A 17981-nucleotide genomic window follows, 5' to 3' on the forward strand; every position below is an offset into this window, starting at 1 on the left:
CGATGGCGATCAAGACACTCCAGGATCTGCTGAACGAGGGTGTCGAGGGTCGGGGCGTGCTGGTGCGCTCCGACCTGAACGTTCCCCTCGACAACGGCGTCATCACCGACCCGGGCCGCATCATCGCGTCCGCGCCGACCATCAAGGCGCTGGCCGAGGCCGGTGCCAAGGTCGTCGTGACCGCGCATCTGGGCCGCCCCAAGGGTGAGCCGGATCCGAAGTTCTCCCTCGCTCCGGTCGCCGCGCGGCTGGCCGAAGAGCTTGGCCGCAATGTCCAGCTGGCCGGTGACGTGGTGGGCTACGACGCGCTCTCGCGCTCGGAGGGCCTCACCGACGGCGACGTGATGCTGCTGGAGAACGCGCGTTTCGACGCGCGCGAGACCAGCAAGGACGACGCCGAGCGGACCAAGCTGGCCAAGGCCCTGGTCGAACTCGTCGGCGACGACGGTGCTTTCGTGTCCGACGGTTTCGGCGTGGTGCACCGCAAGCAGGCGTCGGTCTACGACGTGGCCAAGCTGCTGCCGCACTACGCGGGCAACCTGGTCGACGCCGAGACCGAGGTGCTGAAGAAGCTCACCGAGAACCCGGAGCGGCCGTACGCGGTCGTGCTCGGCGGCTCGAAGGTCTCCGACAAGCTGGCGGTCATCGAGGCGCTCGCGCCCAAGGTCGACACCCTCGTCATCGGCGGCGGCATGTGCTTCACCTTCCTTGCGGCACAGGGCCTTTCGGTGGGCACCTCGCTGCTGCAGGAAGAGATGATCGAGACCTGCAAGGGGCTGCTCGACAAGTACGCCGACGTCATCCACCTGCCGGTGGACATCGTGGTCGCGGACAAGTTCGCCGCCGACGCGGAGTCGAAGACGGTGGCGGCCAACGAGATTCCCGACGGCTGGATGGGTCTGGACATCGGTCCCGACTCGGCCGCCCGTTTCGGCGCGCTGCTGACCGAGGCCAAGACCGTGTTCTGGAACGGCCCCATGGGCGTGTTCGAGTTCGAGAAGTTCGCGGCCGGCACCCGCGGTGTCGCCGAGGCCATCGCGGTCGCCACCTCCAAGGGCGCGTTCACGGTGGTCGGCGGCGGTGACTCGGCCGCGGCCGTGCGCACCCTGGGCCTGCCCGACGACGGTTTCTCGCACATCTCCACCGGTGGCGGCGCGTCGCTGGAATACCTGGAGGGCAAGGAACTGCCCGGCCTTTCGGTTCTGGAGGACTGAACCATGGCACGTAAGCCTTTGATCGCCGGCAACTGGAAGATGAACCTCAATCACCTCGAGGCCATCGCCCTGGTGCAGAAGATCGCATTCGCGTTGCCGGAGAAGTACTTCGACAAGGTCGACGTCACGGTGATCCCGCCGTTCGTGGATCTGCGCAGCGTGCAGACGCTGGTCGAGGGCGACCGCCTGCTGATCACCTACGGTGCCCAGGACGTGTCCACCCACGACGAGGGCGCCTACACCGGCGAGATCAGCGGTTCCATGCTCGCGAAGCTGGGCTGCTCGTTCGCCGTGGTCGGCCACTCCGAGCGGCGGCAGTACCACAACGAGGACGACGCCACGGTGCTGGCCAAGACCAAGCAGGCGCGCAAGTACGGCATCACCCCGATCGTCTGCATCGGTGAGGGCCTGGGCGTGCGCGAGACCAAGACCCACGTCGAGTACAACCTCGAGCAGCTGCGCGGCTCGCTCAAGGGCCTGACCGCCGAGGAGATCTCCAAGGTCGTCATCGCCTACGAGCCGGTCTGGGCCATCGGCACCGGCAAGGTCGCCACCCCCGCCGACGCGCAGGAAGTCTGCGGCGCGATCCGCAAGGAACTCGCCGAGCTGGCCAATCCCGAAGTGGCCGCGGGTGTCCGCGTCCTCTACGGCGGCTCGGTCAACGCCAAGAACGTCGGCGAGCTGGTCGGCCAGACCGACATCGACGGCGCCCTGGTCGGCGGCGCGTCGCTCAAGGGCGACGAATTCGCCACCCTCTCGGCCATCGCCGCGGGCGGACCGCTGCCGTAGCGGTTTTCCGTTGCAGAAAGGGCCGGGCATCCATGAGATGCCCGGCCCTTTTCGGCAGAATGTCGATCATGAGCGACGACTGGAACACCCAAATCATCAACGAGTTCCGCGCCAACGAGGGCCGGGTCGGCGGCCCCTTCGAGGGCGCCCCCATGATTCTGGTCCACCACCGCGGCCGCAAAACCGGCCGTGAAGGCGTGACTCCCCTGATGTACCAGCCCGACGAGCAGGACCCGAAGCTGGTATACATCTTCGCCTCCGCCGCAGGCGCGCCCAACAACCCCGCCTGGTACTACAACCTCACCGAGGCGGGCCGGACCGACGTCGAGGTCGGCACCGAAACCTACCCCGTCACCATCGCCGAGGTCACCGGCCCCGACCGCGACCGCATCTACGACATCCAGGCCACCCGCTACCCGGGCTTCGCGGGCTACGCCGAGAAGACCGCCGGCATCCGCACCATCCCGGTCCTGGCCCTGCGCCGATCCTGACAACTCCCGCGGCATCTGTGCTCGGGGAGTGCACCATGACACCATGGCATCGCAAACCGCTCCCGTGCACATAACGTTGACCGTGGATCCGGTAGTCGCGCACCTGATCATCGCGGCTGCCGAGTTGAACGGCGTGTCCGCGTCGGCTGTGGTGTCGCAGCTGGCGCGCCGTCACCTGCTCGCCGACTACGCACCGGTTCGCGAGCCGGGCGACGAAGTCGCGGAAGCCGTGATCGATATCGAGATCGATCGGGCGGCGGCGTGCGCCGACAGTGAGGAAGGCCCCTATTCGGTGGAGTGAGGGTGCGGGCCACGCTGGACGGCTTGTCTTGCGCGGGTGGCGGTTTCGCGTTCGGCGAGGATGGTGCGGCGGCGGGCGGCCATGGCGAGGGCCGGGGACGTGCCCGAGACGAGGGCGCGGTAGACGGCTTGCGCGTCTTCGAGGGCGTCTCGGGCTCCGATACCCGCGGCCGGGGTGATGGCGTGGTCGGCATCGCCGATGAGCAGGGTTGAATCGGTCGGGGGTGCGGCGGTGTCGAGGGGGACATTGCGGGCGTTGCTGACATGGACGGACTCGGTGGTGGCGAGGAAGCGGTCGATGAGGGCGCGATTGTTCGGAGTGGCGGTGCGGATCCGGTCTGCCCACTCGCCGACCGGTCGCAGGCTGAGGTCGTCGCTGCCCGGGAGCGGGGGTCGGGGGAGTCGGAGGAACCAAAGCGCTGCCGGGTCGCCCGGGCGCCAGATGTGGCCGAGGGTGCTGGAAAGGTTTCCGGTGGACGATAGTTCGGCGAAGAAGTGCAGGGTGGCCGGGGTGGTCGGCAGGGTGAGGGGTTCGGTGGTCATGCCGTAGAGCACGACGTCGCCCGCGTATTGCGGGGTGCGGTCGGGTTCGAGGTGGGCGCGGACGGTCGAGTCGACACCGTCGGCGGCGATGATCAGGTCGTCGTGAATCGCGGTGAGGTCGGTGACCGCGGTGGCGAATCGGGTTTCGGCGCGGGTCGCGGTGACGAAATCGGTGAGGATCGCCATGAGGTTGCGGCGCAGCCAGAATCGGTGCCCTTGGCCAGGGGTTGCGCCATGGTGGCCCGCGCTGTCGGTGTATTCGAGCCCGCCGGTGAGGGGATAGGACGCGGCGCGCAGGGCGGATTCGTCGACGCCCAGGGCGGTGAGGGCGCGGTGGCCGCGGCCGTCGATGAACAGGAAAGCGCCGCCGCCCTGGGGTTTCGGCTGCCGTTCGTACAGGGTCACCGGTGTTCCGTGTCGTGCCAGCGCACCCGCCAGTGCTGATCCGGCGACGCCGCCGCCGATGATCGTGACCAAGTCGGACCTCCTCGCCGTGCCGCGGTTCTGACGATTCCTCTGATGGGGAGTGCTGAGACGTTGCGCGGCCGATCGAGGCCAGTTGACAGCTTATCGCTTATTGACAGTAACTCTCATGTCGGCAGATATTTGCAATGAGTGAAGGAGTTCGAATGTCATTGCGGGAGCGGCAACGTCGGCAGGTTCGGGACGAGATCCAGCGGGCGGCCTATGAACTGTTCGCGGCCAAGGGATTCGCGGAGGTGACGACCGAGGAGATCGCCGCCGCGGCGGGGGTGTCGGCGAGTACGTATTTCCGGCATGTGCGCAGCAAGGAGGATCTGCTGCTGGATCCGGTCCGCGAAGGCGGGGCCGGGATCGTGGCGCTGCTCGAGGAGCGGGACGCGGGGGAGGCCCCGGACGTGGCGCTCGCGGGGGCGATTCTGGCGCGGTCGACGGCGCTGGCGGCGGTGGAGCTGGAGCAGTGGCGGGCGGCGTTCGCGACGGCTCCGCATCTGCTGGAGCGGGTGGCGTTGATCACGCCCGAACATCGGACGCGGCTGGTGGAGCTGGTCGGGGTGCGGATGGGGCGCGATCACCGGGAGGACAGCACTGCGGGGTTGCTGGTACATCTCATGCTCGCGGCGGCGGAATTCGGTTACCTGCAATGGCTTCGGAGTTCGGAGCATCCGGAGATGTCGCTGGCGGTGTGCGTGGTGGGCGCCCTCGACGCCGTGGTCGGCGAACGCTGGCGGCGCGACGTCTGAAAGCCGTTGGGGCGCACGGTGAGCGATACAACAGAACGCGATGATTGAGGAAACATGTTGGACGACAAGGAAACTGCCGGGACATTCGATCTGATCGTGGTGGGGTCGGGGGCGGCGGGCATGGCCGCGGCGCTCACGGCCGCGCGGCACGGGCTGTCGGCCGTCATCGTCGAGAAGGCGCGCCACTGGGGCGGGTCCACGGCGCGATCCGGTGGCGGCGTGTGGATCCCGGGCAACGCGGTACTGCGCCGGGAAGCCCCCGCCGATGAGCTCGAGGCGGCCCGGACCTATCTGAAGGACATCGTCGGGGCGGGCGTCTCGCCGGAGCGGATCGATACCTTCCTCGACCGTGGTCCGGAGGCCTTCGATTTCCTGGCCGGGCATTCGCCGCTTCGAATGCGCTGGGTGCCAGGCTATTCCGACTACTACCCGGAAGCGCCCGGTGGCCGCGCGCACGGACGGTCGGTGGAGCCGGTGCCCTACGACGCCACGGGCCTCGGTGCCGAACTGGACACGCTGGAACCGGATTACGCGAAGGCGCCGCGGAACGTCGTGGTGACCCAGGCCGAATTCCGCCGGCTGCACCTGGGCCTGCGCAATCCACGCAGCCCGCTCACCGCCATCGGAATCGCGGGCCGGTGGCTCGTGGCCACGGTGCTGCGCCGCCGGGTGCTCGCCCGGGGGCAAGCCCTCAGCGCCATGCTGCGCGCGGGCCTGATCTCGGCGAATGTGCCGCTGTGGCTGGACACTCCGCTGGTGGAGCTGTGCACCGAGGACGGCCGGGTCACCGGCGCGGTGGTGCTGCGTGACGGCCGCGAGCAGGTGCTCACCGCCCGGCGCGGGGTGGTCGTCGCGGCGGGCGGCTTCGAGCACAACGAGGTGATGCGCAAGCAGTTCCAGCGCCAGCCCATCGGCACCGACTGGAGCGTCGGCGCGAAGGCCAATACCGGTGACGGCATCCGCGCGGGCCAAGCCGTCGGCGGCGCGGTCGAATTCATGGACGACGCCTGGTGGGGGCCATCCATCCCGCTCCCGCGCGAAGCCTGGTTCTGCCTGGCCGAACGCAACCTGCCCGGCAGCGTCGTCGTCAACGCCCGCGGCGAACGCTTCATGAACGAGTGCCTGCCCTACGTCGAGGCCGTCCACCGCATGTACGGCGGCGTCAACGGCCAGGGCGAGGGCCCCGGCGAAAACCTGCCCGCCTGGCTGATTTTCGACCAGCGCTACCGCAACCGCTACCAGTTCGCGGGCGTCCCACCCCGTCAGCCCCTGCCCGGCCGCTGGTTCAAGTCCGGCGCGCTGACCCGAGCCGACTCCCTCCCCGAACTCGCCGAGAAACTCGGCCTCCCGGTCGAGAAATTCGAAGCGACGGTATCCCGCTTCAATGAATTCGCCGCCGCCGGTGCGGATCCCGACTTCGGCCGCGGCAACAGCGCCTACGACAACTACTACGGCGACCCCCGCAACCACCCGAACCCGAACCTCGGCGCGCTGGAATCCGGCCCGTTCTACGCAGCGAAACTGGTCCCCGGCGACCTGGGCACCAAGGGCGGCTTGGTCACCGACGTGCACGGCCGCGTCCTCCGCGAGGACGGCACCCCCATCGACGGCCTGTACGCCGCCGGAAACGCCAGCGCCCCCGTCATGGGCCACACCTACGCCGGCCCCGGCGCGACCATCGGCCCCGCCCTGGTCTTCGCCTACCTCTCCGCCCGCCACGCCGCCCAATAGCGCCCAGTGGCAGTCCCTGGAGGCCGATTCGGTCAAATCCCCTCCAGGGATTGCCACTCGACGGAATGGGGGAGGTCCGTGGCGGCGGGCGGAGCCCGGCATGGGCGGTCGACCGCTCGGTTCGGCTGTCGGTTCGGTTGGCGGAGGGATTGGCAGGCCTTGCCGCCCAGTGACTTTCTATCTACACCCTCCATTCGTGGCTGATCTCGAATCGGGCGACGAATCGCGGAGCAGGGGTTACCGTCGATGGTGTGTTCGGCATCATCCGGCCCTGCCGTCATCGGCTGGGCGAGGAACTCGGGCGGGCTTGGCTGGCGCAACTGTGCGGGCTGTGTCTCGCGCTGCGTGACGATCACGGTCAGAGCGCCCGCTTGGCAACCAATTACGACGGGCTGATCATTTCGGCCCTGGTGGAGGCGCAGTCGACCGTGTCGCCCACGCGCCGAGCCGCCGGGCCCTGCCCGCTGCGCGGCATGAAGCGGGCCGATGTCGCCACCGGCGACTGCGTCCGGCTGGCCGCCACCGTCTCCCTGGTGCTGGCCGCCGCCAAGGTCCGCGACCACGCCGACGATCACGACGGCGTGGCGGGTGCCGCCGGATTCCGTCCCGCCGCCCGCCGGATCGCCCGGCGCTGGGCCCGGCAGGGCGAATCCACCGGCGCGGGACTGGGTTTCGATACCGGTGTGCTGGTCACGGCGGTGGACCGCCAGGGGGAGGTCGAGGCCGCGGCGGTGATCGGCACCCCACTGCTGGAGGTCACCGAGCCCACCGAGACCGCGACGGCGTTCGGCCACACCGCCGTGCTGGCTGGCGGCCCGGCAATCAGGCGCCGCTGGCCGAGGTTGGCCGATTGTTCGGCCGCATAGCCCATCTCGTGGACGCGGTGGAGGATCTCGAGCAGGATCTGGCGCACGGGAAGCGGAATCCCTTGGTGGCTACGGGAACCGATGTGGCCGAGGCGCACCGGCTGTCCGGCGATGCGCTACTGGGTATCGAATTGGCCATGGCCGATGTGGAATTCACCGATGGACGGCTGATTCACAAGCTGCTCGAACATGAGCTGGGCCGCTCGGTGACCCGCACCTTCGGCGGTCACGGCCCCGCGTGCGCCACGCACGGTGCGCTCATCGCGCCCACGAGCCGCTGGCGTCGGCGCGGCCCCGACCCGTGGGGACCGCCGCCGCCCGGATACGGTCCGCCGCCGGGCTACGGCCCGGGGCCGGGCTACTACGGGCCTGCGCGCCGCCGCAGCGGTTGCTGCCTGCCGTGTTGCCAGGGCTGTGTCTGCTGCGGCGAGGGTTGTTGCTGCTGTGAGGAGAGCTGTTGCTGCTGCGAGGAATCCTGCTGCGACTGCTGATCTTTCACCGCGAGGGCCGGGCACCGTGATGCCCGGCCCGCCCGGTGTCGATGAACCCGCCCACTCCGGGTAGACGGCTCAGCGGCTCGGGACTACTTGGCCGTCGTGCTGGATCCGCCCGAAAGCATGCTGCTGCCCGCGTTGAGCAGCGAGCTGCCGCTGCCCAGGCCCGAGGAGCCGGAGGTCGTGGTGGTGGTCTGCAGCGTCCAGGTGCCGCAGCCGCTGGTGAAGAAGGCGACGTCGGTGGGCTTGATCTCGACGGTGACGGTGCCGTTGATCGCGCCGCCGGCCTCGATGGTGGCATTGGCGCCGGGGGTGGTGGCCGACAGCCGCGCCCAGGCGCACACGCCGAGGGCGGTGGTGGTCTTGTAGACGCCGGGCTGGATGTCGACGCCGACCTTGAAGGTGGAGTCGCTGCCCATGGAGGTCGGGAGGGCGGCGTTCGCGGTACCGGTGCTCGCCAGCAGGGCGGCCGCGGTCACGGCGAGGCCATTGGCCCAGATTGTCTTCTTCATAGCGCTTCCTCAGTGTGTGAAATGAGAGCGTTTCGGAGGGTAATGGCTGAGACGGTGCACCGGGAGCGTTTTCAGTAACCCGGACAATCTGGATATTCAATGCCGGAATCCGCGCGGGCGATCATGATGGCGAATGTGGCAGGACAATTCGTTCCCATCCCGGATTGGTTCTCGGCCGACAATCAGGACTGCGGCCTGGCGATCGCGGATCTCGGCGGCGACGGCACCCTCGACGCGGTAATCCTGATCGTTGACAACCCGCCCGGCCAGAACACCGGCAACTACCGGGTCGGCCACGGCCTGGCCGCCGACGGGACGGTCGGGCAGTGGGGACCCTGGCTGGAAGTGCCCGACCGGTGGGGCTGGGAGAACCAAGGCGCGGGCATGACCGTCGCCGACCTGGACGGGGACGGACGGCCGGAGCTGATCGTGTTCGCGGTCGATCATCCGCAGAACGGGAACGCCGGGCTGTACACCATCGGCTGGGGGCTCGACGGCAGCGGTCACTGTGTGGACGGGTGGAGTCGATGGTCACAGGTGCCCGGCTGGGGATTTCAGGAAAACGAAGGCGCGGCAATAGCTTCGCTGCCCGGCACCGGTGGCCTGCCCCGGCTCGCGGTGTGCACCATCGACCACCCGCGTGACGGTAGTGCCGGATACCTGCGCACGCTCGACCTCGACACCGATCTCGACACCGCCGCCACCGAAGGCACTTGGCGCGTACTGGATTTCGGCACCGAGATCAATCCGGTGCACGCCGCCCTGCTGTACACCGGCGATGTGCTGTTCTTCGCCGGATCCGGCAACGACCCGGATCGGTTGAACGCCCACGACTTCCGCACCCGCGTCTGGCACTACCCGAACCCGGGGCTGGCCGCGCCCGTGACACCCATCGACCTGTTCTGCACCGGACAGGCGTTCCTGCCCGACGGCCGCCTGCTGGCGGTGGGTGGCACCAGACAGTACGACCCGTTCTACGGCCTGCGCGACGCCCTGCTGTTCGATCCCCGGACGCTGACCTGGACCGCCCAGCCCGATATGTCCTACGGCCGTTGGTATCCGACGCTGACTGCGCTGAAAAACGGTGCGGTGCTCGCTGTTTCCGGTCTCGGTGAGGAAGGCTTCCTGTCCGAGACCCCGGAGATCTTCGACCCGGCGACCATGTCCTGGTCGAATCTGCCGGTGCCCGGGCCGATTCCGATGTAGGCGCACCTGGTGCTGCTGGCCGACGGTCGGGTCTTCTACACCGGTGGCCAGTACGGCACCGACAACGGCATGCGCCCCTCGATCTGGGACACCGCCACCGGCACGGTTACCGAGGTGCCCGGACTCTACGACCCGGAATCGCGCAATCAATCCACGAGTGTGCTGCTGCCGCCCGCGCAGGCCCAGCAGGTCATGATCATGGGCGGCGGCCGGGTCGACCCGCACGGTCCCGGCGCCGCCTCGGCCGACACCCGCATCGTCGATCGCACCGCCGCCGCACCCGCCTACCGGGCCGGACCGCCCCTGGCCTACGCCCGCATGCACGTGTGCGCGGTGATCCTGCCCGACCGCACCGTGCTGGCCACTGGCGGCTCGGCCATGGAGGAAATGGCCGACATGGCACCACCCAACGCCGAGCTCTACGACCCGCCGCCGGAACCTGGTCGCCCACCGCGCCGCAACGCGTGGCCCGCCTGTACCACTCGGTGGCCCTGGTGGCCCAGGACGGCAAGGTGATCACCGCCGGGTCGAACCCGCAGCGCAAGACCGAGAAACTGCGCATCGAAATATTCTGGCCGCCATACCTTTTCAAAGGCTCGCGACCTGAGTTCGAGATATCCACGGATGCCGTCGAATACGGCGCATCACGTACCCTGACCACCACTGCCGCCGTGCGCGAGGCGAGCCTGATGCACCCCACCTCCTGCACCCATTCCCGCGACAACACCCAGCGCCTGATCGACCTGCCGATCACCGCGACCGCGCCCGGCACGCTCACCGTCTCCACGCCTTCGAGCCCCGCGCTCGCCCCACCGGGCTGGTATCTCGTGGTCGTGGTGGACACCAACGGGATTCCCTCGACCGGCCACTGGTTGCGATTGAATCCTCCGACGCCATCACCGGTGTGAGGATTACCGTGGTCCCATGACCGCGGAGTACCGGCACCTGCTCGTCAAACGCGACGGCGACACCATCACCGTCACCATGAACCGCCCCGATCGCCGCAATGCCCTGTCCGCCGACCACCTCACCGAACTGCTGGCCGCCTTCCGCGCCGCCGGCGACACCGACGCCACCGGCATCGTGCTGGCCGCCGCCGGACCGGTTTTCAGCGCGGGCCACGATTTCGCCGACGTGGCCGCCCGCGACCTGCTCGGCGTGCGCGACCTGCTCACCCTGTGCCAGCAGGTGATGACCACCCTGGAGTCGGTCCCGCAGGTGGTGATCGCGCGGGTGCACGGCCTGGCCACCGCCGCGGGCTGCCAACTGGTCGCCTCCTGCGACCTGGCGATCGCCGCCGAATCCGCGGGCTTCGCCCTGCCCGGCGGCAAGGGCGGCTGGTTCTGCCACACCCCGGCCGTCCCGGTCGCGAGGTCGATCGGCCGAAAGCGCCTGATGGAACTGGCACTCACCGGCGATGTCGTCGACGCCCGCACCGCGGTCGACTGGGGCTTGATCAACTACGCCGTCCCCGATGCCGATCTCGACACCGCCGTCGCGGACCTCCTCGCCCGCGCCACCCGCGGCAGCCGCGCCAGCAAGGCCCTCGGCAAGCGCACCCTCTACGCCCAACTCGACCGCCCGGAGGCCGACGCGTACACCCTCGCCCGCGAAGTCATGGCCGCCGCCTCCCAATTGCCCGGCGCCCGTGAGGGAATGGCCGCCTTCCTGGAGAAGCGCCACCCCATCTGGACCGACTGACCCGGCGCCCCACCTCCCAGCGTCGTCGAGTGGCACACCGGCATGGCCATCGGCGGCGGGCTGACCGTGGCTCAGTCGGTGGGGTCCGGAATCACCACGCTGGTCACCATTTTCGTCGCCCTCGGCCTGCTGAGCGAGCCGCTGTGGTTCGGGCTGCTGCTGGCGCTGGGAACATCCGGGCCGATGTGCGTGTCGGGGGCCGCGACGGGCAGCTCGAGACGCTGATCTCGAATCCGCTCGCGCCGCACCGGATGCCGCTGGACGTCCCGCCCGAACCGCCGGTCGACCTCACCGATCGCGAGCGCGACGTGCTGCGGCTGATGGCTCAGGGGCGCAACAACTCCGAGATCGCGGGGGAGCTGTTCATCGGGGTCAGCACGGTGAAGACGCACATCAATTCGCTGTTCGCCAAGCTCGGCGTGCGCGACCGGGGCCAGGCCATCGCGTATGCGCACCGCACGGGACTCGCGCGCTGAGCCGGTCGGGGGAGCAGGCCGAGGTAGCGTCGTCAGCTATCTTAGTCTGTAGATATTGCAATCTGAACATGGATCATCGAGGTGTCGCCCGTGCCGCCTACGATGTCGCCATGACCGCCTCGCAACGCCTGCGGATCGTCCCGTCGCACTTCGCACTCGACCATCTGCCGAATTCGACCTTCCCCGAGGACGACGAGTGGATCGCCCTGGTGCGTGCCCCGGAGGGGCTCACCGTGATTCGAGAAGCGCCGGCCTGGGCCGAAGGGGAGATCTGGCAGGGCTTCTACGGTGTCGACGCGGGTGGTCTGGATACGCCGGGCACCTTGGCGGCGTTGATCGGCCCGCTGGCAGAGTCGGCCATCCCGGTGTTCGTCGCGTCGACCTATCACGCGGATCTGGTGCTGGTTCCGGCGCACCGGTTGGAGGAGGCGTCGGCCGTACTGCGCGACGCGGGGCATCGGATCGCGGAGTAGTCGCGGGTCGGGCGTGGAAAATACGCATCGGAGTGGGTGATTCGGTCGGCTTGCGCCGATTGTCTCCGGGGTGCAGGATAATACTGTCTACGTACGTAGAACGTATGTACGGGCGCGTCCCGGCGCCCGGCGCGGTAAGTGCTGAGCCGTGAGGTGAGGAGGCGTCAGTGGCGAGTGCGCGAGGTTTCGGAGATCTGGAAGCGGTCGTGATCGAACGCATCTGGGATCGTTCCGAGAAGACGACGGTCCGAGAGTTGTTCGATGAATTGGCCGGGGAGCGCGATATCGCGTACACCACGGTGATGTCGACCATGGACAACCTGCACCGCAAGGGCTGGCTGGAACGCGAGCGGGTGGGCAAGGCCTACCGCTACTGGCCAACGCTCAGTCGTGAGGAGTACGGCGCCCGGCTGATGCGGGAGGCACTCGGCAGCGGCGGCCGTTCGGAGTTGGTGCTGGCCCATTTCGTGGAGCAGATGAGCGCCGAGGAATCCGAGGGACTGCGCGCGGCCCTGCGCAAACTCGCGCGCTCCAAACTTCGCTAGCCCTCGCTGAACCCGCTCGCCGTCGTGGCGGGCCGCTCGGCTAGGTCGCGCAGACCTCGATGCCGATGATCGTCGCGACGATGGCGGCCACCGGAATCGCCACGGCGGTGAGCGCCGCCGCGGTGGCGGCCACGCGGGTGTGCAGGCGCGGTGGGGCGGCGGGCTCGGACAACCGGCGCATTCGGGGGAGCAGTGCGGCCTCGGCGGTCGCGGGCGGGCTCGGCAGTTCGGAGAGGGTGAGCAGGGCCTGCAGGACGGTGGCGCGGCCGTGGATGCGCGCGGCGGCGTCGTCGGCGAGCATCTCGAGCAGCCGGGCCACCTCGGAGGCGCCGACGGTGAACAGATCGGCGCGCGGCAGCGCGGTCGCCAGGCCGCGGGTGAGGGTGAGCAGCAGGTGGTGGCGGCCCTCGAGGTGTGCGCGCTCGTGGGACAGGACCGCGCCGAGGTGGTCGTCCTCGAGCACGGTGAGGACACCGCGGCTGACGACGATCGTATGGGGTTTGCCCGCAACGCAATACGCGGCCGGTTGATCGACCTCGAGGACGACGGCGTCGAGGTCGGGATGGTGGCGGCCGGCCAGGCGGGCCATGCGGGCGTGCTCGAGGGTGTGGCGGCGCAGGCGCAGCAGGGTGGCGCCGAGGCGGAAGGCGACGAGAACGGCTGCGACGGTGGCGAATCCCGACAGCGCCAGCAGTCCGATCTGGAGCGGGCCGCCGTAGTGGCCGACGGCGGCGTCGTGCAGGTGCAGTAGGCAGCTGTCCATGAAGCGGACCGGGAACAGCGAGATCCGGTGGGTGACAAGGTCGATGATGACGATCGTCAGGGTGATCGTCCAGGCGAGCACGGTGGAGGCCATGGCGGCGAGCCAGGCGGCCACGGCCATGCGCGGCGCGGTCCCTTCGACGCTGAGCCTGCGAAGCAGCCGCGGTGCGAGGACGGCGACCGCGAAGCCGTAGAGCATCAGGCAGACGGCGACGCTCATGGCCACACCCGCGATCGGGCTGCTCGCATTCGGATCCTCCCTTGGACTGACCCTCGAGTGTAGAGGGGAAAACTGAGGGCAGACTTACTCCCGAAGTGGTGTGGCGGCCGCCACGGCCGTGCGTCGCGGCCGCCCGGTCCGGATGTGAAAAAGGTGTGAATCCGCCGCGCGTACTTGTGGTCGGCGGCGAATCTCCGGTATCTACGTAACTACGTAGTTGATACCTAGATAAGCCGGGTGTCGTTCGCTCGACGGCACCGGGACGCCGACCGGACCGGCGTCGACGGCGGGTGGGGCCCGGTGCTTCCGCGAGCAGGCCGGGCCCTACCCGCGGTCACCGGACCGCGGGCGCGGCCAGCAGTGCGCGGGCGGCGGACTCGATCGCCGCCTCGTCCAGCAGCACCGTCGACGCCGCGGGACCCAGCGGCACGAAACTGTCGGCACTGGTGACCCGGGCCAGGCGGCCGTCGAATCCGGCGTCGATCAGGGCGGTGCACACGGCCTCGGAAATGCCGCCGCTGCGGCGGGTTTCGTCCGCGATTAGCACCCGTCCGGTGGCGCGGGCGTGGTCGAGCAGATCCTCGGTCGGCAGCGGGGACAGCCAGCGCAGATCCAGCACCCGCGCGTGGATGCCGTCCGCGGCCAGCCGCCGGGCCACCCGCAGGCTCATGGGGACGCCGTTGGCAAAGCTGACGATGGTCAGATGCGCGCCGGTGCCGTGCACCCGGGCGCGGCCGATATCGGCATGGCGCACACCGGAAATCGGAGCCAGCCAGGCGCCGTCGCCGGCGCGGTACAGGTCGCGGGTGTGATACAGCGCGATCGGCTCCACGAACACGCACACCCGCCCGTCCACCCGCGCGGCCGACACACAGGTGCGCAGCATGGCGGCCGCGTCGTCGGCGCGCGCGGGGGTGGCGATCACCAGGCCGGGGATATCCCGCAGCGCGGCAAGGGAATTGTCGTTGTGGAAGTGCCCGCCGAAGCCCTTCTGATAGGCCAGGCCCGCGATCCGCACCACCACCGGATTGCGGTAGCGGCCTCCGGAGAAGAACGACAGCGTCGCCGCCTCCCCGCGCAGCTGATCCTCGGCATTGTGCGCGTAGGCCAGGTATTGGATCTCCGGAATCGGGACGAACCCCGCCAGCGCCGCCCCGAGCGCGGTGCCGAGCACGCTCTGCTCGTCGAGCAGGGTGTCGAAAACCCTTCGCACACCGAAGCTCTGCTGCAATCCCTTGGTGACGCCGTAGACGCCGCCCTTGCGGCCCACATCCTCGCCGAAGACCAGAATGTCGCGATCGCGGGTGAGCAACTGGGCCAAGGTCCGATTCACGGCCTGAGCCAGGGTGAGCGGCTCGCCCGACGCGGCGGGCGCCTCGCCCTGGCCCGAATTCGACTGCCCGGCAGCGGTATCGGCGGCGGGCTTGGCGGCGACCGCGCCGTTCGGCTCGGTCTCGGCGTTGCCGCGCGCGGTGTCCGCACCGCTTCGCACTGTGTCCGTGCCGGTGCGCAGGGCGTCCGCGCCGCTGACCGTGGTGTCCGGACCGCTCCGCAGGCTGTCCGTGCCACTGCGCGACGTGTCCGTGCCGCTGCGCGCGGTGTCGGTACCGCTGCGCGCCGTGTCTGTACCGCTACGCGCGGCCTCCGTCCCCGTGCGCAGGGTATTGGGGACCGCGCGCAGCGCATCGGTGCGCACGACGGTCGGCCGGGCGGGCGCCAGCGATGCCATCACCGCGGCGGCGGAGGTCAGTTTCGGTGCGCTCCAGGCATTTTCGGCGGCCGCGGCGACCTGCGCGGCGATCTCGTCGTAGCGTCCGGTGATCTCGGCGGGGGAGGCCACGCCGGTGGCGATGAGCAGCCGGGCGGTGGCGGTGACCGGATCGTGGCGCAGGTCCGCGGCGATCTCGCCGGGGCGGCGGTAGGCCGATTCCACATCGGATCCGGCGTGGCCCAGCAGTCGCACGGTGCGCAGCCGCAGGAACGCGGGTTTGCGGTGGGCGCGTACGTATTCGGCGGCCGCGGTCGCCGCCGCCAGCGCCGCGGGCAGATCCGCGCCGTCGGCGTCGAACCAGGCCAGGCCCGGCCGCGCGCCGTAGGCCTGTTCGATCCAGGTGCGCGGGGTGGGCACGCTGATGCCCAGGCCGTTGTCCTCGCACACGAACAGGATCGGTACCGGCACGTTCTGGTGGGCGGTGTGGATCGCGGTATTGATCGCCCCGGTGGCGGTCGAGTGATTGGCCGAGGCGTCGCCGAAGCTGCACACCACCACCGAGTCCGCGGGCCAGTCGCAGCGCAGCCGCAGGTGCGCGGCGCGTTCGATGGCGAAGGCCAGCCCGACCGCGCGCGGCAGGTGCGAGGCGATGGTGGAGGTCTGCGGGATGATGTGGGCGGGTTTGCTGCCGAATACCTTGTGCCGCCCACCGGAAATCGGATCGGCGGCCGCGGCGGCGACGCCCAGCATGACATCGCGGATGGGGTCGAGTCCGGGCACCTGCCGGGCCCGGTGCACGAAGAACGCGCCCGATCGATAGTGCAGCAGCGCCGGGTCGGTCACCTGCAGCGCGGCCGCCACCGCCACATTGCTCTCGTGTCCCGAGGATCCGATGCGGTAGTAGCCGTGGCCTTCCCGGGTCAGCCGTCGTGCGGCCAGATCCAGTTGCCGCGACGCCACCTGCGCCTCGAACAGCTCCAGGCATCGCTGTCCGGTCAGCGCCCCGGCGGCGTCGATGGTGTCCTGCGGTGGGCGAGGGGTCCCCGGCGTCGTCGCGGCCACTTCCGTGCGAAACCACTGATCCAGATCAGCTTCCCGATCGTTGATGACGCCCTCCCATATGTCCCATATGTCGCGCTCAGCGTAGATCTGAAACGACGCTTGGCGCGGCAACTTCCGATCTCTCGGCCAGTCCGACCGGACCACCACCGATCAGCTCGGCCAGTGATCCGTCTCCAGCATGTCGGCAATGAGGGCGGCAATGTTCCAGGCGTCGTCCCCGCCGCGGTGATGGGTGCCCTCGAGCGGCAGACCGGCCAGTCGCAACGCCCCCGCCATCCCGTAGCGGCGCTTGGTCTCTCGCGCGGTGGAGAACGCCAGCTTCGCGTTGGTGTGCCGCGACCCGAACGGATACCGCACCCCCGTTCCCTCGCACTGCGCCAGGAACTGCTTGCGGTCGTAATCCCCCCAGCTGGCCCACGGCCGCGAATCGGCCCGAAACTCGCTGCGCAGCAACGCACACGCCGCCGCGAAACCGGTCCCGCCCGCCACCTGCTCCGGCGTCAGCGTCGTGAGGCTCGTGCAGAACTCGCTGACCACCGAATGCTCGGGCCGCACCAGTATGGAGTGCTTCTCCACCCGCTCCCGCGTGCGCACATCGAGCACACACAGCCCGATCTCGATGATCTCGTTGGGCTGCCCCGGCGGATTCGGCCCCTCCCAGCAGGTGGCCTCCACGTCCACCACGTTCAGATATCTCTCGTCCATGGGCCGAAACGCTAGCCCGCCACCACACCCCGGCGACAACGTTTTTCGATCCCGGCGGCCGACACCAGCGCTCCCGCACTCACAAGGAAGACCTCTTTCACCGAGTGGCAAGTCCTGGAGGCGTTTTCGGACAATTCCCCTCCAGCGCTTGCCGCTCGGCGATCTCGGGGGTTACTGGGCGCGGAGTTTGAGGCCGGTGTTGTTGGTGGAGTTGCGGAGGGTGAGTTGGTCGGAGTCGATGGTGGCGGTGGTTTTTCCGTCGAGGGCCTGGAGGACTTGGGTTTCGAGCTCCATGACCTGGGGTTCGCACATCTTGCGGGTGGTGGCGAGGGTGAAGGTGATGGTGTCGGCGTCGATGGCGGCGGTGCCGGTGACGGTGTTGCAGCCGGCGGTGCCGGAGACCTTGCCGTCGGGGGTGATGGTGAGGGTCGGGCGGACCTCGTCGAGGGTGGCGGAGCGGACCTCGGCCTCGGGGCGCAGCAGGGCGGTGACGATCCAGGTGGTGCCGGTGAGGGGCTTGTCGGGGTTGGCGGCCTTGCGGTCGAGCAGGGTCACCGTGGAGCCGTTGCCCTCGAGAGTGAGGGTATCGCCGACCAGGGTCCAGGTGGGCTGGGAGCGCAGCAGGCCGTCCTGCCAGCCGTCGGCGCCCGCCAGATCGCCGGGGCAGCCCATCAGGGTGGTTGCCCTCTTGCCCACGTGCAGCGTATTGCCTTGCAGGTCAACGGGTCCGGTGGCGGTATTGCAGCCGGCGGTGGCGGAGACCCGGCCGTCGGCGAAGTGCAGGGTGAGCGGGCCGCCGCCGGGGATCGGGGTGCCCGACACCGCGGTGGAGACGAACGAGCGGCCCATCGGCGAGGCGGGCGGGGTGTCGCCGACGCCGCCGCTCGAGGAGCATCCGGCGGCGGCCACGGCGGTCAGGGCGAGCAGCACCCACACACGATTTGCTGACATGTAGCC

The 17981-nt window shown here is 69.5% G+C and carries 22 protein-coding genes; 16 read left to right on the forward strand and 6 right to left on the reverse strand.

Annotated elements, in window-relative coordinates; genetic code table 11:
* The first annotated feature begins 2 nt into the window (after nt 1-2).
* From NS2_RS08855 to NS2_RS08870, 4 genes are read left to right on the forward strand one after another with little or no spacing between them, the layout of a single operon-like run.
* Nucleotides 3-1214: a phosphoglycerate kinase gene (locus tag NS2_RS08855; RefSeq protein ID WP_033086838.1), complete on the forward strand. Its 1212-nt coding sequence runs from the start codon at nt 3-5 to the stop codon at nt 1212-1214.
* Nucleotides 1215-1217: 3 nt separating this feature from the next.
* Nucleotides 1218-2003: a triose-phosphate isomerase gene (gene tpiA / locus NS2_RS08860; RefSeq protein ID WP_033086839.1), complete on the forward strand. Its 786-nt coding sequence runs from the start codon at nt 1218-1220 to the stop codon at nt 2001-2003.
* Nucleotides 2004-2062: 59 nt separating this feature from the next.
* A complete protein-coding gene (locus NS2_RS08865; protein ID WP_370737286.1) occupies nt 2063-2494 on the forward strand; it encodes a nitroreductase/quinone reductase family protein in 432 nt (143 codons plus the stop codon).
* A gap of 43 nt (nt 2495-2537) precedes the next feature.
* The gene (locus NS2_RS08870; protein WP_143161301.1) at nt 2538-2795 is read left to right on the forward strand and encodes a hypothetical protein; all 258 of its coding nucleotides are present in this window, start codon (nt 2538-2540) and stop codon (nt 2793-2795) included.
* Here the strand turns inward: NS2_RS08870 and NS2_RS08875 are convergent.
* Entirely contained in the window at nt 2780-3814 is a 1035-nt protein-coding gene (locus tag NS2_RS08875) for an FAD-dependent monooxygenase (protein WP_036550073.1), read from the reverse strand. The genes NS2_RS08870 and NS2_RS08875 overlap by 16 nt on opposite strands.
* A 152-nt stretch (nt 3815-3966) precedes the next feature.
* On the opposite strand from NS2_RS08875, the gene NS2_RS08880 reads away from it, so the two are divergent.
* From NS2_RS08880 to NS2_RS37255, 4 genes are all read left to right on the forward strand, one after another.
* Nucleotides 3967-4560 (forward strand): TetR/AcrR family transcriptional regulator, encoded by a 594-nt coding sequence (locus tag NS2_RS08880; protein WP_052086187.1) that lies wholly within the window; start codon nt 3967-3969, stop codon nt 4558-4560.
* Nucleotides 4561-4614: 54 nt separating this feature from the next.
* Entirely contained in the window at nt 4615-6291 is a 1677-nt protein-coding gene (gene kstD / locus NS2_RS08885; protein WP_036551969.1) for a 3-oxosteroid 1-dehydrogenase, read from the forward strand.
* A 251-nt stretch (nt 6292-6542) separates the two neighbouring features.
* On the forward strand, nt 6543-7157 hold the full coding sequence (locus NS2_RS37250; RefSeq protein WP_228102832.1) for a DUF5685 family protein: 615 nt from the start codon (nt 6543-6545) through the stop codon (nt 7155-7157).
* A complete protein-coding gene (locus tag NS2_RS37255) occupies nt 7142-7648 on the forward strand; it encodes a hypothetical protein (protein ID WP_228102831.1) in 507 nt (168 codons plus the stop codon). The genes NS2_RS37250 and NS2_RS37255 overlap by 16 nt, the downstream gene beginning before the upstream one ends.
* Nucleotides 7649-7740: 92 nt before the next feature.
* Here NS2_RS37255 and NS2_RS08895 read toward each other — a convergent pair whose 3' ends face one another.
* Nucleotides 7741-8163, reverse strand: coding sequence for an Rv1352/Rv1906c domain-containing protein (locus NS2_RS08895; RefSeq protein WP_052086188.1), 423 nt, complete (start codon nt 8161-8163; stop codon nt 7741-7743).
* 135 nt (nt 8164-8298) lie between these two features.
* Between NS2_RS08895 and NS2_RS37260 the strand changes: the two genes are divergently transcribed.
* From NS2_RS37260 to NS2_RS08925, 8 genes are all read left to right on the forward strand, one after another.
* Nucleotides 8299-9369: a Kelch repeat-containing protein gene (locus NS2_RS37260; protein WP_228102830.1), complete on the forward strand. Its 1071-nt coding sequence runs from the start codon at nt 8299-8301 to the stop codon at nt 9367-9369.
* Nucleotides 9370-9378: 9 nt separating this feature from the next.
* On the forward strand, nt 9379-9885 hold the full coding sequence (locus tag NS2_RS37265; protein WP_052086190.1) for a Kelch repeat-containing protein: 507 nt from the start codon (nt 9379-9381) through the stop codon (nt 9883-9885).
* Nucleotides 9864-10277 (forward strand): galactose oxidase early set domain-containing protein, encoded by a 414-nt coding sequence (locus NS2_RS37270; RefSeq protein ID WP_228102829.1) that lies wholly within the window; start codon nt 9864-9866, stop codon nt 10275-10277. The genes NS2_RS37265 and NS2_RS37270 overlap by 22 nt, the downstream gene beginning before the upstream one ends.
* Before the next feature lie 16 nt (nt 10278-10293).
* A complete protein-coding gene (locus NS2_RS08905; protein WP_036551967.1) occupies nt 10294-11070 on the forward strand; it encodes an enoyl-CoA hydratase-related protein in 777 nt (258 codons plus the stop codon).
* A gap of 42 nt (nt 11071-11112) precedes the next feature.
* A complete protein-coding gene (locus NS2_RS08910) occupies nt 11113-11295 on the forward strand; it encodes a hypothetical protein (RefSeq protein ID WP_052086192.1) in 183 nt (60 codons plus the stop codon).
* On the forward strand, nt 11256-11546 hold the full coding sequence (locus NS2_RS08915) for a response regulator transcription factor (protein ID WP_052086193.1): 291 nt from the start codon (nt 11256-11258) through the stop codon (nt 11544-11546). The genes NS2_RS08910 and NS2_RS08915 overlap by 40 nt, the downstream gene beginning before the upstream one ends.
* A gap of 68 nt (nt 11547-11614) precedes the next feature.
* Entirely contained in the window at nt 11615-12019 is a 405-nt protein-coding gene (locus tag NS2_RS08920) for an ACT domain-containing protein (protein WP_230464373.1), read from the forward strand.
* Between the two features lie 167 nt (nt 12020-12186).
* Nucleotides 12187-12564 (forward strand): BlaI/MecI/CopY family transcriptional regulator, encoded by a 378-nt coding sequence (locus NS2_RS08925; protein ID WP_033086846.1) that lies wholly within the window; start codon nt 12187-12189, stop codon nt 12562-12564.
* 40 nt (nt 12565-12604) lie between these two features.
* Here the strand turns inward: NS2_RS08925 and NS2_RS08930 are convergent, their stop codons facing one another.
* The 4 genes from NS2_RS08930 to NS2_RS08945 form a co-directional block, all read right to left on the reverse strand.
* The gene (locus NS2_RS08930; RefSeq protein ID WP_033086847.1) at nt 12605-13546 is read right to left on the reverse strand and encodes a M56 family metallopeptidase; all 942 of its coding nucleotides are present in this window, start codon (nt 13544-13546) and stop codon (nt 12605-12607) included.
* A 334-nt stretch (nt 13547-13880) separates the two neighbouring features.
* Entirely contained in the window at nt 13881-16319 is a 2439-nt protein-coding gene (locus NS2_RS08935) for a thiamine pyrophosphate-dependent enzyme (RefSeq protein ID WP_081985767.1), read from the reverse strand.
* A gap of 150 nt (nt 16320-16469) precedes the next feature.
* On the reverse strand, nt 16470-17024 hold the full coding sequence (locus tag NS2_RS08940) for a 3'-5' exonuclease (RefSeq protein ID WP_033086848.1): 555 nt from the start codon (nt 17022-17024) through the stop codon (nt 16470-16472).
* A 171-nt stretch (nt 17025-17195) separates the two neighbouring features.
* A complete protein-coding gene (locus NS2_RS08945; RefSeq protein ID WP_033086849.1) occupies nt 17196-17975 on the reverse strand; it encodes an META domain-containing protein in 780 nt (259 codons plus the stop codon).
* Nucleotides 17976-17981: the final 6 nt, after the last annotated feature.

Source organism: Nocardia seriolae NBRC 15557, from assembly GCF_007990715.1.
GTDB lineage: Bacteria > Actinomycetota > Actinomycetes > Mycobacteriales > Mycobacteriaceae > Nocardia > Nocardia seriolae.

What these genes read in the sequence shown, in the direction of transcription:
- NS2_RS08855 (WP_033086838.1), top strand. Translation starts at nt 3, where the DNA reads ATGGCGATCAAGACACTCCAGGATCTGCTGAACGAGGGTGTCGAGGGT.
- tpiA (WP_033086839.1), top strand. Translation starts at nt 1,218, where the DNA reads ATGGCACGTAAGCCTTTGATCGCCGGCAACTGGAAGATGAACCTCAAT.
- NS2_RS08865 (WP_370737286.1), top strand. Translation starts at nt 2,063, where the DNA reads ATGTCGATCATGAGCGACGACTGGAACACCCAAATCATCAACGAGTTC.
- NS2_RS08870 (WP_143161301.1), top strand. Translation starts at nt 2,538, where the DNA reads ATGGCATCGCAAACCGCTCCCGTGCACATAACGTTGACCGTGGATCCG.
- NS2_RS08880 (WP_052086187.1), top strand. Translation starts at nt 3,967, where the DNA reads ATGTCATTGCGGGAGCGGCAACGTCGGCAGGTTCGGGACGAGATCCAG.
- kstD (WP_036551969.1), top strand. Translation starts at nt 4,615, where the DNA reads ATGTTGGACGACAAGGAAACTGCCGGGACATTCGATCTGATCGTGGTG.
- NS2_RS08895 (WP_052086188.1), bottom strand. Translation starts at nt 8,163, where the DNA reads ATGAAGAAGACAATCTGGGCCAATGGCCTCGCCGTGACCGCGGCCGCC.
- NS2_RS08905 (WP_036551967.1), top strand. Translation starts at nt 10,294, where the DNA reads ATGACCGCGGAGTACCGGCACCTGCTCGTCAAACGCGACGGCGACACC.
- NS2_RS08910 (WP_052086192.1), top strand. Translation starts at nt 11,113, where the DNA reads ATGGCCATCGGCGGCGGGCTGACCGTGGCTCAGTCGGTGGGGTCCGGA.
- NS2_RS08920 (WP_230464373.1), top strand. Translation starts at nt 11,615, where the DNA reads ATGGATCATCGAGGTGTCGCCCGTGCCGCCTACGATGTCGCCATGACC.
- NS2_RS08930 (WP_033086847.1), bottom strand. Translation starts at nt 13,546, where the DNA reads ATGAGCGTCGCCGTCTGCCTGATGCTCTACGGCTTCGCGGTCGCCGTC.
- NS2_RS08940 (WP_033086848.1), bottom strand. Translation starts at nt 17,024, where the DNA reads ATGGACGAGAGATATCTGAACGTGGTGGACGTGGAGGCCACCTGCTGG.
- NS2_RS08945 (WP_033086849.1), bottom strand. Translation starts at nt 17,975, where the DNA reads ATGTCAGCAAATCGTGTGTGGGTGCTGCTCGCCCTGACCGCCGTGGCC.